We start from the raw sequence: 13643 nt of genomic DNA, 5'->3' as shown, positions 1-13643 counted from the left end.
CGGGCCTCACTCCCGGCCGGGAACGCCCCCGTGCCGGACCACGAGAACGGCGGCGTCGTCCTGGTGCCCGGTCTGCTCCGCCGCCCCCAGGACCGCGTCGGCCAGCTCCCCGGCGTCGGCGCGCACCCGTGAGAGCACCAGCCGGGCCACCGCGTCCAGCCCCCGGTCGATCGGGAACGAGGGCCCCTCCACCACACCGTCCGTGAGCAGCACGAACGCCCCGGAGCCCGCCAGCCGCCGCCGGGTGACCGGGTAGCGTTCACCCGACTGGACGCCCAGCGGCAGACCGCCCTCGTCCTGGGTGACGCCGAAGTGCCCGTCGGCCGTGGCCCACACCGCCGCGACGTGCCCGGCACGGGCGCTGTGCAGTTCCCGCGACTTCGGGTCGAGGCGGACGAACGTACAGGTCGCGAAGAGGCTGGAGTCCACCGACACGAGCAGGTCGTTGGTCCGTCCCACGATCTCGCCGGGGTCCGCCTCGGTGGCGGCGATGGCCCGCATGGCGACCCGGATCTGACCCATGAACGCGGCCGCCTCGACGTCGTGGCCCTGCACGTCCCCGATGGCGAACGCCAGCGCGCCGTCCGGCAGCACGAATCCGTCGTACCAGTCGCCGCCGATGTCCAGCCCGCTGCGGGCCGGGGTGTAGCGGGCGGCGGTCCGGAGCCCCGGCCGGGCGGGCAGCGAGGCGGGCAGCATCTCCCGCTGGAGTGCCTCCGCCAGTTCCACCCGGGCCTGGTGCAGCTCCACCTCGCGGCGCGCCCGGGACGTCAGCTGCTGCAATGTGGTGAGCAGTTCCTGGGAGCTGGCCGAGCGGGGCGGACGACGCCGGTTCATGGGCCGCTCCCCCCTGCGTCTCGTCCGCGGGGCGCGGCACGGGTCCTGCCGCAGGGGCCTTCCGGGGCATCGCCGGACCGGCGCCGTCGGCCGGCCGTCGCCCGTCTCCGGCGGATTTCGGTTCCCTGCATCCTACGGCGGAGGTGTGATCCGCGCAGGGCGAGCGGGAACGGGCAAACGCGCCGGGACGGGTGGATCCTGGTGACAGGACCGCGTCGAGGCGGTGCACCGGACCGGACGCGGTCGCAGGGAGGTGCGCGATGACCCGCACACTGGAGTGGCGGCTGCGCCTCGGGCTGACCGAGGACGACGGGACGACCAGGGCCGAGGCGGTGCTGGACACCGGCGCCGCGAAGCTCACCGGGCACGGGGTCGCCCGCTGCAACCCGCAGGACGTGGACGTGCCCGCCATCGGTGACGAACTCGCGGCGAGCCGCGCCATGAAGGACGTCGCCGCACAGCTGATGAGGGCCGCCGACAAGGACCTGGAGAACGTCGGGGCCGGGCCCGCGAGCGGACCCGTCTCCCCACCGTACGCATGGTCCGACACCACGGGCTGAACCCGGGGCGGACCCCGGGCCCGGACGCCCGGCGACGGCGCGCGGCGCGGGGCGGCTCCCCGCTGCCCGCCGGGCGGGAACACGGCCGCGCCGCCCGGCGACGGCCGGTGGCGGCGGCACGGGGAGGGACGGCCGATGCGTGAGATCCTCCCGACGCTCGCCCGCTGGTACGCCGCCGGGGAGCCGTTCGGGCTCGCCACCGTCGTCGCGGTCGGCCGCAGCGCACCGCGCGGCCCCGGCGCGGCGATGGCCGTGGGGCCGGGCGGCGAGGTCGTGGGCAGCGTCTCCGGCGGCTGTGTCGAGGGCGCGGTCCTCGAACTGGCGGAGGAGGTCGTGGACACCGGCCGGGCCCGGCTGGAGACCTTCGGGTGCGGCGACGAGGACGCCTTCGCCGTCGGGCTCACCTGCGGAGGGGAGATCACCTTCCTCGTGCGCCCCGTGACGGCGGCGCGCGACCCGGCCTTCGGCGAGGCCGCCGCGGCGGTCGCCGGGCACCGGCCGGTGGTGGTGGCCACCGTGGCGGACGGTCCTGCCCCGCGCGGCGCCTGCCTCGCGGTCCGGCCGGACACCGTGGCGGGGACACTGGGCGCGAGCGGCCTGGACGCCGCCGTGACCGCCGACGCGCGCGGGGAACTCGCCCTGGGCGCCACGGGACTGCGGCACTACGGCCCGCACGGCGAACGGCGCGAGGACGACGTCGCCGTGTTCCTCCAGTCGTTCGCCCCGCCGCCCCGGATGCTGGTCTTCGGCGCGATCGACTTCGCGGCGGCGACGGCCCGGATCGGCGCGTTCCTCGGCTACCGGGTCACCGTCTGCGACGCCCGCCCCGTGTTCGCCGACCCGCGCCGCTTCCCGGACGGCGCCGAGGTCGTCGTCGACTGGCCGCACCGGTACCTGAGCGGCACGGAGACCGACGGGCGGACCGTGGTGTGCGTGCTCACCCACGACCCCAAGTTCGACGTCCCGCTGCTGGAGGTGGCGCTGCGCGCCCCGGCCGCGTACATCGGGGCGATGGGCAGCCGGCGGACCCACGAGGACCGGCTCGCCCGGCTGCGCGGGGCCGGTCTGGGCGAGGCCGAACTGGCGCGGCTGCGCTCGCCCGTCGGCCTGGACCTGGGCGCCCGTACGCCGGAGGAGGTCGCCGTCTCGATCGCGGCGGAGATCGTCGCCCTGCGCTGGGGCGGCACCGGCCTCCCGCTCTCGGACACCTCCGGGGCGATCCACCGGCCGCGCCCCGGGCCCGGGTGACCGCAGGACCGGGCAGCCCCCGGCGCCCGGCCGTCCCCGGTGGGCGGCGCGGGCCGTACCCGCCGCGCACCGGGGAGCACCCGCGGATCAGCCGGCGGCGCCGAAGTGCCGCTCCACGATCGCCGCCGCGTCGGTGCCGCGCGGCAGGATGCCGTACTGGTGGCCGCGGTCCTCGCCGAGCCGGGCGGCGACGAACGCCTCGGCCGACGCCGAGGGGGCGTGCCGGAGCATCAGCGACGCCTGCAGGGCCAGCGCCATGCCCTCGACCGTGGCACGGGCCCGGGTCTGCGCGGCGAGCGGGTCGCCCAGGTCGTCCGCGAGTTCCCGGCGCACCCGGCGCACATGCGCGTCCAGCACGTCACTGGCGCCCGCCGTGGTGTCCAGCTCGGCCCAGAAGGCGTCCAACGACTGCGGGGTCCTGGCGATGCCCCGGAGCACGTCGAGGGCGATGACGTTGCCGGACCCCTCCCACACCGCCATCACCGGCTGCTCGCGGTAGCGGCGGGCCAGCGGCCAGTCCTCGGTGTAGCCGTTGCCGCCCAGGCACTCCAGCGCCTCGTAGGCGTGGTGCGGGCCGCGCTTGCAGATCCAGTACTTCGACACGGCGGTGGCCAGCCGGCGGAACATCACCTCGGACTCGCCGCTGTCGCTCTCGTACGCGTGCGCCAGACGCAGCGAGGTCCAGGTCGCCGCCTCCGTCTCCAGCGCCAGGTCGGCCAGGACCGCCGCCATGGCGGGCTGGTCGGCCAGCCGGGCGCCGAAGGCGCTGCGGTGCCGGGCGTGCCAGATCGCCTCGGACACCGACTGGCGCATGCCCGCGGTGGTGCCGAGCACGCAGTCCAGCCGGGTGTGGTTGACCATCTCGATGATGGTCGGCACACCGCGGCCCGGCTCGCCGACCCGGACCGCCCAGGTGCCGTCGAACTCCACCTCGGACGAGGCGTTCGACTTGTTGCCGAGCTTGTTCTTCAGCCGTTGGACGCGGATGGTGTTGCGGGTCCCGTCGGGCAGCACCCGCGGCACGAGGAAGCAGGTGAGCCCGGCCTCGGCCTGGGCCAGGACCAGGAAGGCGTCCGACTGCGGGGCGGAGAAGAACCACTTGTGGCCGGTCAGCAGATGGGCCCGGCCCCCGGGGTCGGAGGCCGTCGGGACGGCCCGGGTGGTGTTGGCGCGGACGTCGGAGCCGCCCTGCTTCTCCGTCATCCCCATGCCGAAGGTGAGCCCGGACTTCTCGCCCGGGGCGATCGTGCGGGGGTCGTACGAGCGGCTCAGCAGCCCCGGCAGCCAGTCCCGCCCCACGTCCGGATCGCGCTGCAGGACCGGGACCACGGCGTGCGACATGGACATCGGGCAGGCGTGACCGGGCTCGACCTGGGCGAACAGCATGAACGAGGCCGCCCGCCCCACCGCCGCGCCGGGCTTCGGGTCGGCCCAGCCCGCCGTGTGCGTGCCGTGCGCGACGGCCGCGCCGATGATCTCGTGGTAGGCGGGGTGGAACTCGATCTCGTCGACGCGGTGGCCGTAGCGGTCGTGGGTGCGCAGGACGGGCGGGGAGGTGTGGGCCAGCTCCGCGTCGGTCTGGAACCGCTCGGAGCCGACCAGCGCGCCGATCTCGTGCAGCTCCGGTTCGTGCCGGGCGGCACCGAAGGCGCGGACGGCCTCGACGAGCGGCAGGTTGGTGCCGTACTCGTCGAGACCGGTCCTGGGCGGAGCCTGGTTGGTGACCTCGTGGGTGGGGTGCGGCGCGGGGGTCGTGGCCCCGGGGCCGGTCCGGTGCGCGGTGACGGTCATGTCGGTCCTGTCCTGGGTCGACGGGGTGGGCGGCGGTCGGGTCCGGGTCCGGAGCCGGCCGGGTGGCCGTCGGGGCCATCCGGCGGGCGCTCAGGCGCTCCCGGCGCCGACCGCCCTGAGGCACAGCATCGTGATGCCCTCCACGACCGGCGCCGGGTCGGTCCGCACGCCGACCGGCGACAGCGGGCCGATCAGCGCCTCACCGACCGCGCCGATCACGGCGGCGGCCGACAACCGGGCGTCCTGCGCGGGCAGTTCACCCGAATCGACACCGGCGACGATGATCGTCTCGGCGAGGTCGTGATAGCCGCGCCGATAGGTCAGCCGCTCCTCCTCGACGAGCGGGTCGACCGGCTCCGCCAGCAGCGCCCAGGCCGTACGGGGAGCGCGCAGGGCACGGTACGAGAAGACCTCGACGAGGGCGCGCAACTGCTCGGCGACCCCCTCCCGGCCCCGTACGGCCCTGCGCACCGCGTCGAGCTCGTGGCCCGCGACGTGCCGGAAGACCGCGGCCAGCAGGTCCTGCTTGGAGGCGAAGTGGTTGTACACGCTGCCGGTGGAGACGTCCGCCCGCCGGGCGAGCGCGGACACACTGGCGGCGGCGTAGCCGCCCTCGGCCAGCAGTTGCCGAGCCGCGTCGAGCAGCCGCTCGCGGTGCGCGAGCCGGGTCGCCTCCGTACGGGCGGTGGGTCGGTAGGCCACGATGATCTGAACCTCGATTCATATCTTCAACTCTCCACTCAACCACTGTCGCCCCCATCGGCGCAATGGTTCCGCGGCGGGTGAAGGGAAACGGACGCCGCCCCGGCTCGGCGGGAGCCCCGCGACGGTCCGGCACCGGTGTGCCACGGGGGCGCCCCCCGCACTTCGGCCCCGGTTCGCCCGGCCGTTCCGGAACCGGGAAATCCTCCTGGCGGCGGCACCGGGGTCCGAGCCGCGGAACGCCGCCGTCCCGCACGAAGGAGAACCACACCCCATGTACCGCCCCGTGCCCGAATGGGCCGACCCCCAGGTGCCCGCGGAGTCGCTCGACCCCCAGGGGCTCAGCCGTCGAGGGCTGATGCGCCGCGCCGGCCTGTTCGGAGCGGCCTTCGCCGCCGCCTCGCTGCCGCTGCCCGCACTGGCCGACGAGCGGGGGAACCGGTCCCACGGACACGGACACGGGGGAGGCGACGGGCGCGCCCCCGACCTGGTCTACCTGGTCGGGGACCACCACAACCACTCCGTCTACAGTCACGACGCCAAGTACACCTTCTCCCAACTCGCCTCTGCGGGACAGAAGTTCGGCCTCGACTGGATGGTCTTCACCGAGCACAGCAACATCGGCCACGCCGAGCGCGGCGCCGCGCTCGAACACCGGGAGATCCTGCGGGCCCGCGCCGAGAACAGGCGCATGCTGATCTTCCAGGGACTGGAGTGGTACATCCCCGGAGCCGAGCACTGCACCGTCTTCTCGCCGCCCGGACGGCACGAGGTCGACCTGCTCACCCGCTTCGAGGAGGCCTTCGACGGCAAGCTGCTCGGTTACACGGCCGGCGCCCCGACGCACCCCGACACCCCGCGCAACGAGGCGCACGCGATCAAGGCCCTCAAGTGGCTGGCCGAGCAGCGCCGCACCCGGTACGTCGACGACGTCCTCGTCCTCGCCAACCACCCCATGCGGCTCGGCATCGACTCCCCGCACGAGATGCGCGGCTGGCGCGACGCAGCCCCCGAGATCATGATCGGCATGGAGGGCGCCCCCGGCGCCCAGGCCGGTGCGATCCCGGGCTGGCACCCGGACACCAACGTCCGCGGCGAGTACACCAATTCGCCCTCCGCGGACTCCTGGCCCGGCTACCCGCGCGAGGCGTACGTCACCTACGGCGGCTTCGACTGGGCGACCGCGACCGTCGGCGGCCTGTGGGACGCGATGCTGGCGGAGGGCAAGCTCTTCACCATCACCTCCAACTCCGACGTCCACCGTGTCGCACAGGACACCTGGGTCAACGGCGCCTGGCCGCCCGGACAGGACTTCGACGGCACCGGCCGCCTCCCCGACCCGTACGACACCACCGAGCCGCAGCCCGGCGGCGACTTCTGGCCCGGCCAGTTCAGCCGCACGCACGTCGGCGTCACCCGGTACGGCTACCGGCACGTGATGGAGGGGCTGCGGGCCGGCCGGGTCTGGGTCGACCACGGCCACCTCGTCGACGGCATCGACGTCAAGGTGCGCGGCGAGCGCGGCAACAGCGCCACACTCGGCGGCCGGCTGCGCGCCCGGCGCGGCGAGCGGCTCACCCTCACCGTCACGGTGACCGCGGCCTCCCGCCGCAACCCGTACGGCGTGCTGCCGCGCCTGGAGCACGTCGACGTCATCCGCGGCGCGGTCCGCGGCCCGGCCGCCGACCGCGACGACTGGCACGCCCCGGACACCCGGGTCGCCCATACCGCCGACGTGTCGGGCCGACGCGGCACGTACACCCTGCGCATCCCGGTCGGGCGCGCGGACGAATCGTTCTACCTGCGGCTGCGCGGCAGCGACGGCAGGCGCAACGGGGCGGGGTTCCTCGGCGCGGCGATCGACCCGCACGGCCCGCGGCCGCACGAGCCCGGCAAGGGCAACCCGTGGCTCGACACCTGGTTCTACACCAACCCGGTCTTCGTGGACGTCGTGCGCTGAACCCGCCGACCGGGTCCCCGTCCACCTCGTCTGGCGCCGGCAGGACCCCCACCCCGCCACCCACGCCGCCGTCGCCCTCGCCATCGACCTCTACCGCGCGGACCGCCGGACCCCGGCACGGGAGCCCGTGCAGGGCCGGCGGTTCACCTGACGCGGGGTCAGCCCAGCGCGAGCCATCGGATGCCGAGCCGTTCGATCTGCGCGGCTTCGGCCCCGGTCAGCGGCTCCCGGCCGGTGGCCCTGCGCAGGAAATGGGGCCGGCTCCACCCCAGCCCGTCGACGGCCGCGACGTGTTCCGTGCCGAGAAGCAGCTCCGTCACGGCCTCACCGGCCGCCGGGGTCAGCCAGGGTTCGCGTCCGAGCGCGTCGGCCAGGTCGAGGCCGTGGACGGCGACCTCCACGACCCGGGTGAGGAGGAACTCCGACAGGAGCATGGCGTCACCATGACGCGTCCGGACGGTCCGGTCGGCCGGTTGGGCCCGGCACAGCCGGTCGGCTCGTCGCCAGGTCCCGGCGAAATCCTCGGCGCGGGCGGCGCCACCTGCCGAACGCGCCGCACGGTCCTGGGCCAACGCGATCCGCGTACCGTTGGTCCGCGGCGAGAAGCGGTCGTCCGGCCGGTAGTACTCCACCGCGGAGATCTCCGCTTCACCGGGCGCCGGTGCGTCCAGCATGGCCGGAAGCCAGTCCACCACCACGCATACGTGCCCGAGCAGGCCGAGCACGCTCCAGGGAGCGCAGCGGGTCGGGAGGTTCCACTCGGTCTCGGAGAGCCCCGCCACCGCATCGGCGAGGGCCCCGGATTCCAGCCGAAACGCTTCGAGCACACGGTCCTGGTTCACGCTGTACCGCCGTTCCGCTCCGCGCGGAGCATGGAGTGAATCACCGGGTCGTTCCGCTGTGCGCGGCTCCAGGTCGTTCCCGCGGCACCAAACCTGCTTGCCGCGCCGACGCCGTCCGGGGGGATGCCGGGCATCGGCTCAACCGGCCGGCGTGCCCGGGTGCCGTACGCCGAACCACTGCTCGGCGCCCCACTCCTCGAACCGTTCCACCTCGGTGAATCCCAGTTTGGCCGCCAGGCGCATCGCGCGTTCGTTGGCGGTCTGCGTGCTGAGCACCACCGGTTCGCCGGGCAGTGCGGCGGCGGACCAGTCGAGGACCGCCGCGCACGCCTCGGCGGCGTACCCATGCCCCCATGCCCGCGGCAGGAACAGGTAACCGAGTTCGGCCTCCCCGCCCTCCGGGCGGACGTGTCCCCGGCGGTCCGCGCCGCGCCGGTCGAGCGTGATCATGCCGATCATCGCCCCGTCGAGCTCCACGACGAAACAGCCGGGGCGTCGCCCCGCCACTTCGGGCATCGCGCGTTCGAGTTCGTCGCGCGGCCGGGCACCCCCGATGTACGTGCCCACCTCGGGCGAGGCGAACAGCTCGATGAACGCCGCACGGTCATGGGCCCCGGACTCGCGGAGCACGAGCCGTCCGGTCCGTATCGGGGCGGGTGGCCAGGCGTCGGTTCCCAGTTCGGTCATGGTGGGCAACCTATCGTCCCGGCGGCACCGATCGGCTTTCGCGTACGCCGGTGGCCCGCGTCGCCGGGTGTGTTCGGTCCGCCGTCGGTGTGCGGGCGAGCGCGGCGGCTTCCTCCGGGGCCATGCCCGCGCCGCGTTCGAACGCCGCCCGGAACGCCTCCTCGCCCAGGGCGGTGGTCGTCCGGGCGGTGATCCGGTCGACGTCGGCGCGTTCCGCGGCGGGCAGGGGGCGCCCACGCCGCGCCGCGCGGCGTCGGCCGCACCGAGCAGCACCGCGGCGCGGGTCGGGCCCTCGGTACCGGCCGCGAGCGGCTCGACCCCGGCCGGGCCCTCCAGCGACAGCGCGTACGCGCGCGGTTCGGCGAGGCCGGACGCGTGCTCAAGACCCTTCAGTTGGCGGGCGAGCGCCGTGCCGCGGTCGCCGCGCAGCTCGGCGTGGCGCAGGTGGTCGCCGACCGGGGACACGAAGCGCCTCAGCATGCCGATCAGCCGGGCCTCGGCCTCGTCGAGCGCGCCGGAGCGGCGCGCGCCGAGCGCGAGGCCGGTCCCGGCGGCCGCCTCGCCGAACCGGTAGCCCTGTTCGGCGGCCAGTTTCCTTGCCCGCTCGTGGAGTTCGGCGGCGCGCGGCCAGTCCTCGGCGAGCAGTGCGAGGCGACCGAGCCCCGAGAGCCGTGCGGACACCTCGGTGTGCAGGCCCAGCTCCTCGGCGAGTTTCAGGCCCTGCCGCTGGCGGCGTTCGGCCGTGGCGTAGTCGCCCATGATCTGCGCGTGCGCGGACAGCGGCGAGACGGTCTGCAACTCGCCCCAGCGGTCACCGAGTTCGCAAAAGGCCGTGGCGGCGCGCACGCCGTCGCGGTCGAGGGCGGCCAGGTCGCCGGTGAAGAGTCCGTGCATCGCGCGCAGCGCGAGCCCGGCGGCGATGCCCCAGCGGTCTCCGGCCGCCTCGAACAGTGCCACCGCGGCATCGTTCAGCTCGGCGCTCGCCGCCGTGTCGTTCGTGCTGAACTCTCCGTACGCGCACAGCCACAGCGCCCGGCCGCGGCGCACCGGGTCGGGTACGCCGTCGACGATGCCGTCGACGGTCGCCGCCGGTTCTCCGGTCCCGGCGCCGTCGGACGCGGCGATGGCCGCCGGAGGACTGCTCGGCGGTCTGCTGTTCGACCTGTTCGGTGTGGAGTCGTTCGCCCGGAGCGCGCTCGTGCTCCTCGTCCCCGTCCTCGTCGTGGTGCTCGCGGCCCGTGTCCACGGCTTCCCGGCCGGCCGGGGCCCCGCGTCCTGAACGCCCTTCTCCACCGCGTCACTTCCGATGCACCGCACGAACCCCGGCCCCCGATCCACGGATTCCGAAAGGACCCCTGCCATGACCGCGAACCCGGCCTCCGACGCCGCCGCCTCCAACGCCCCCGTCGCCACCTCCACCGCCCGCGACCTGTTCGGGCCTACTCGGCTCGGCCCGCTCGACCTGCCGAACCGTCTCGTGATGGCCCCCATGACCCGCAACCGGGCCGCCGCCGACGGCACTCCGCTGCCGATCATGGGCGAGTACTACGCGCAGTGGGCCGGTGCCGGGCTGATCATCGCCGAGGCCACGACGCCGAACGCGGTCGGCGCGACGTACCCGAACATCCCGGCCGTCTACCGGGACACGCACGTCGAGGGCCGGCGGGCGGTCACCGACGCCGTGCGCGCCGCCGGTGGACGGATGTTCCTCCAGCTCCAGCACGGCGGCCGGATCGGCCACCCGGAGACCAGCGGACTCCACCCCGTCGCGCCCTCCCCCGTGCCGTTCCCCGATCCGATGCACACCCCGTCCGATTCGCGTCCTTCGGTGGTGCCGCGCGAGATGACGGTCGACGAAATCCGTTCCACCGTCGAGGACTTCGCGAACGCCGCGCGGAACGCGGTGGCCGCGGGCTTCGCCGGGGTCGAGGTGCACTCCGCGAACACGGCTATCTGCTGCACCAGTTCCTCGGCCAGGACACCAACCGTCGCACCGACGCCTACGGCGGGCCGGTCGCCCACCGCATCCGGTTCACCGTCGAGGTCGTCCGCGCCGTCGTCGACGCGATCGGCGCCGAGCGGGTCGGCGTCCGCATCGCCCCCTGTGTCACCGCGAACGCCATGGCCTAAGGCGACACCGAGGCCATCTACCCGGAACTGGTCGCCGCCCTCGCCGAAATCGGCCCGGCCCACCTGCACGTCGTGTTCGCCGACCCCGACCAGGCGCTGTTCCGTGAACTGCGCGCGGCCTGGCCCGGCACGCTCATCGCCAACCCGGTAATGGGCTGGGGCGGTCCGTTCCCCGAGGACGGTGGAAGGGCCGCCGCCGAGCGGCTGCTCGCCGCGGGTGCCGACCTGATCTCGCTGGGCCGGCCGTTCCTCGCCGACCCGGACCTCGTGCACCGGCTGCGCACCGGTGCCCCCGTCAACCAGGTGCGCGACCACGGCTTGATGTACACGGGCGGGGCCGACGGCTACACCGACTACCCGGCCCTGGGCGACCCGGACGCGGCGGACCGTGCCGGTCTCGTCCCGGCGGACGCGTGACCCGCCGCCCCACCACGACCGCCGAACCGGCCCGGACCGCTGCTCAAGGGTCCGGGCCGGCAGCGATGCCGGCGGCGGTTCTCGGCCCGCGGGAGCGGTCACACGGTGGACGCGATCCAGCCCACGGTCTCGAAGGTGTGCGGCCCGTCCGACAACGCCTTGCCGACGCCGACGAGTTCGTTCATGCGGATCTTGAAGCCGGTGGTGGTGACGTCACTGATGCGCAGGCCCGGGGTGTCGGGTCCGTTGAACGTCTGGACGAACGGCACCACGATCACCGCGGCGCCGTCCGGGAACGGAGAGGGGAAGGTGACTTGGGTGAAGGTCGAGGTGTCCCCGCCCTTCACCGCCGTGGCGTGAGTGGAGTTCAGTTGCAGCCTGCCGGTCTGGATCATGCTCATGGCATCCGCCTTTCGCTCAACGGCCGCAGGCCCGGGCCCCGTCCGACGGACCCGCGCCCGACGGCGCCCGGCCGCTTCCCCACGAAGCGACCAGGGCTGAATTTGCCCACGAGGATCCGGGTTTAGTACGTAAGTCGCCGATGCGGGTCAACTATGCCCATGGACCTTGCCCACCGGAATCACCCGGTCCGCGGCAGGCGACTCGGCCCGGATCACTGCTCCCTGCCGAGGAGTCCGCGTTCCCCGCACCGCCCGACGTCGCGGTCGGAGCGGCTTGACGGGCTGCATCTCACGTACGGCGGTCAATGAAGCCGGCGCTCCCGGGGCTCGATGTCCGGCTCCCCCGGAGACAGCTTCCCGGCGCGGTATCGATGGAGCCGGGCCGACGCGCCCCTCCACCTGCGTGGTCGTGAGGACCCGGGACTTTGGACCCGTCCGGTTCGGGACCTTGGAATGATCGCGGATCCGGAAGAATCCACTATCTTCACAATTTCTCGGCCTTCGTGGGAGGGGTTCTTCTTGCTGAGTACTGCCATGCCCGGATTCAGGTGGTCCGTGGCCACCGGCCCGGCACTCCGTCGTCCGCCGGCCGTCGATCGTCCGGGGAGGCCCGGTTGAGGCGGGCGTACCGGGCCTCGGGCCTGGTGGGGGCGGCGGTGCTGGTGCTCGGCGGGTGCGACGCCCTGAACACGGACAAGACGCCCGACCGGGTGAGGAGCGGTGTCTCCGAACTCGATCTGGAGGTCACCGGCCGCCCCACCCCCGGCAGCCTCTCCGTCACGGAGCGGGTTCTGGCGCGGCTCGGGGCCGGGGACGTCGACGGGCTGGCCGATCTCGCGGCAAAGGGCGAAGGTGCCCGGGACGACGCGGAACGCTGGGTGACCCGCTGGGGCGAGGCCGCCCGGCGTCCGGCCACGGCCCGCTTCTTCCCGGGGGAGAAGGAGAGCACCGTCGACATCCGTTTCACCGGTGAGCGCGGCACGTTGTCGCTCCGGTTGAAGGACGACGGCTACGACGACGAGTACGGCGTCGTCCTGGGCGAAGACGGCTGAGCACGGGTGCCGGGGGTCGCGGACCCTGCCGGGCGATCGCCCTCCACCGGTGTTCCGCGCCCCCGGTGGAGGGCGGAACACCGGTGGAGGGCGGGGGTCATTCGCCCGCGACCAGTTCGTCGAGCGGGGGCGTACCGGCGTCGGCCGCGGGGCGCGAGAGATGCAGCGCGGTGTGGAAATGGCCCGCCGTTTCCCTGCCGTCCGGGTCGTGCCCCTGGGCGGTCACCGCGTCGACGGCGTACCGCTGCTCGGCGGTGCCGGTGAAGCGGCGCTGGACGAAGGTGCGTCCGGGGTACGTCTCGGTGGTCAGGCCGTGACCGGCCAGATGTTCGGCGATGGGCGCGTAGGAGCCGGTGCGCAGGACGAAGGCCGCGACCCACGGCAGTGTGCGGGCGTTGTCCAGGAGTGGCCGGAACGTGGCCCGGGACAGGAAACTGGCACCGCCCGTGACGGTGATGAGCCGGACGCTCCGGGCCGCGTCCAGCAGGTCCCGGGTCGGCGGGGCGGTCTCCAGGTTCTCGGCGAACCCGGCGTCGAGCAGGCCGACCGCCCGTGCGTAGGCGATGGCGTCGGGCGCGATGTCGAGGCCGATCACCGGGACGGCGTCCCGTCTGCGGCGGGCGCGGAAGAAGGACGTGTCGTACTCGGTCAGTTCCTCCGAGGTCATGGCGGCCACCCGCGGCGACGTGTAGTGGGCGTATAGGTCGTCCAGGGTCAACTCGTGGTTGAGCAGGGCCGCGTTGATGCCGTACGAACAGCACAGGTCCAGCACCGCTTCCCCCGGGGCCCGCAGCCGCAGTGCCGCCAGCCGGCGGAAGACGCGCTGGGCGTGATGCGGTGTCCGGTAGCCGAACGCGCCGAGTTCGCGGAAGAAGGCGCGGGGATCGGCCCGGTCGTAGATGTCGTCGAACGAGGTCATCGTGTGCTGCGCGGGCTCCCCCGCGTCGTCTTCCCGTGCCTCGGCCATCACATGCCCCGTTCTGTCGGTCGGGCCGCCGGTCGTGGTTCGCGCGCCA

12 protein-coding genes and 1 pseudogene are annotated in these 13643 nt (G+C 74.2%); 6 read left to right on the top strand and 7 right to left on the bottom strand.

From position 1 onward, the window contains the following. Window positions 1-6: 6 nt before the first annotated feature. Complete coding sequence (locus tag EAO76_RS11110) at window positions 7-837, bottom strand: PP2C family protein-serine/threonine phosphatase (protein WP_148835755.1); 831 nt, start codon at window positions 835-837, stop codon at window positions 7-9. Between the two features lie 260 nt (window positions 838-1097). Between EAO76_RS11110 and EAO76_RS11105 the strand changes: the two genes are divergently transcribed. Together EAO76_RS11105 and EAO76_RS11100 are read left to right on the top strand one after the other, a co-directional pair. Beyond that, window positions 1098-1397 (top strand): DUF1876 domain-containing protein, encoded by a 300-nt coding sequence (locus tag EAO76_RS11105; protein ID WP_148835754.1) that lies wholly within the window; start codon window positions 1098-1100, stop codon window positions 1395-1397. Between the two features lie 135 nt (window positions 1398-1532). Next, window positions 1533-2645, top strand: a complete 1113-nt coding sequence (locus EAO76_RS11100; protein ID WP_148835753.1) for an XdhC/CoxI family protein — start codon at window positions 1533-1535, stop codon at window positions 2643-2645. An 87-nt stretch (window positions 2646-2732) separates the two neighbouring features. On the opposite strand, the gene EAO76_RS11095 is transcribed toward EAO76_RS11100, so the two are convergent. Together EAO76_RS11095 and EAO76_RS11090 are read right to left on the bottom strand one after the other, a co-directional pair. Continuing rightward, window positions 2733-4436 (bottom strand): acyl-CoA dehydrogenase family protein, encoded by a 1704-nt coding sequence (locus EAO76_RS11095; protein ID WP_148835752.1) that lies wholly within the window; start codon window positions 4434-4436, stop codon window positions 2733-2735. Window positions 4437-4526: 90 nt separating this feature from the next. Beyond that, window positions 4527-5138, bottom strand: coding sequence for a TetR/AcrR family transcriptional regulator (locus tag EAO76_RS11090; RefSeq protein ID WP_148835751.1), 612 nt, complete (start codon window positions 5136-5138; stop codon window positions 4527-4529). A gap of 274 nt (window positions 5139-5412) precedes the next feature. Here EAO76_RS11090 and EAO76_RS11085 point away from each other — a divergent pair, with 274 nt between their 5' ends. Next, window positions 5413-7098, top strand: coding sequence for a PHP domain-containing protein (locus EAO76_RS11085; RefSeq protein ID WP_148835750.1), 1686 nt, complete (start codon window positions 5413-5415; stop codon window positions 7096-7098). 158 nt (window positions 7099-7256) lie between these two features. Here EAO76_RS11085 and EAO76_RS11080 read toward each other — a convergent pair whose 3' ends face one another. Continuing rightward, complete coding sequence (locus EAO76_RS11080; RefSeq protein ID WP_262375382.1) at window positions 7257-7940, bottom strand: maleylpyruvate isomerase N-terminal domain-containing protein; 684 nt, start codon at window positions 7938-7940, stop codon at window positions 7257-7259. 138 nt (window positions 7941-8078) lie between these two features. Next, window positions 8079-8627 carry a GNAT family N-acetyltransferase gene (locus EAO76_RS11075; protein ID WP_148835810.1) on the bottom strand — a complete coding sequence of 183 codons (549 nt, stop codon included), beginning with the start codon at window positions 8625-8627 and terminating at the stop codon, window positions 8079-8081. 1069 nt (window positions 8628-9696) lie between these two features. Here EAO76_RS11075 and EAO76_RS11070 point away from each other — a divergent pair. Together EAO76_RS11070 and EAO76_RS11065 are read left to right on the top strand one after the other, a co-directional pair. Then, window positions 9697-9906 carry a hypothetical protein gene (locus tag EAO76_RS11070; protein WP_187438555.1) on the top strand — a complete coding sequence of 70 codons (210 nt, stop codon included), beginning with the start codon at window positions 9697-9699 and terminating at the stop codon, window positions 9904-9906. Window positions 9907-10107: 201 nt separating this feature from the next. Continuing rightward, a pseudogene (locus EAO76_RS11065) lies at window positions 10108-11174 on the top strand (alkene reductase). A 98-nt stretch (window positions 11175-11272) separates the two neighbouring features. On the opposite strand, the gene EAO76_RS11060 reads toward EAO76_RS11065, so the two are convergent. Then, window positions 11273-11575, bottom strand: a complete 303-nt coding sequence (locus EAO76_RS11060) for a hypothetical protein (protein ID WP_148835749.1) — start codon at window positions 11573-11575, stop codon at window positions 11273-11275. Window positions 11576-12189: 614 nt separating this feature from the next. Between EAO76_RS11060 and EAO76_RS11055 the strand changes: the two genes are divergently transcribed. Then, window positions 12190-12627, top strand: a complete 438-nt coding sequence (locus EAO76_RS11055) for a hypothetical protein (protein WP_148835748.1) — start codon at window positions 12190-12192, stop codon at window positions 12625-12627. A gap of 97 nt (window positions 12628-12724) precedes the next feature. Here the strand turns inward: EAO76_RS11055 and EAO76_RS11050 are convergent, their stop codons facing one another. Beyond that, a complete protein-coding gene (locus EAO76_RS11050) occupies window positions 12725-13594 on the bottom strand; it encodes a hypothetical protein (RefSeq protein ID WP_262375381.1) in 870 nt (289 codons plus the stop codon). Window positions 13595-13643: the final 49 nt, after the last annotated feature.

Source organism: Streptomyces sp. sk2.1 (genome assembly GCF_008120935.1).
Lineage (GTDB): Bacteria > Actinomycetota > Actinomycetes > Streptomycetales > Streptomycetaceae > Streptomyces.
This window is presented reverse-complemented; position numbering and strand designations above follow the sequence as displayed.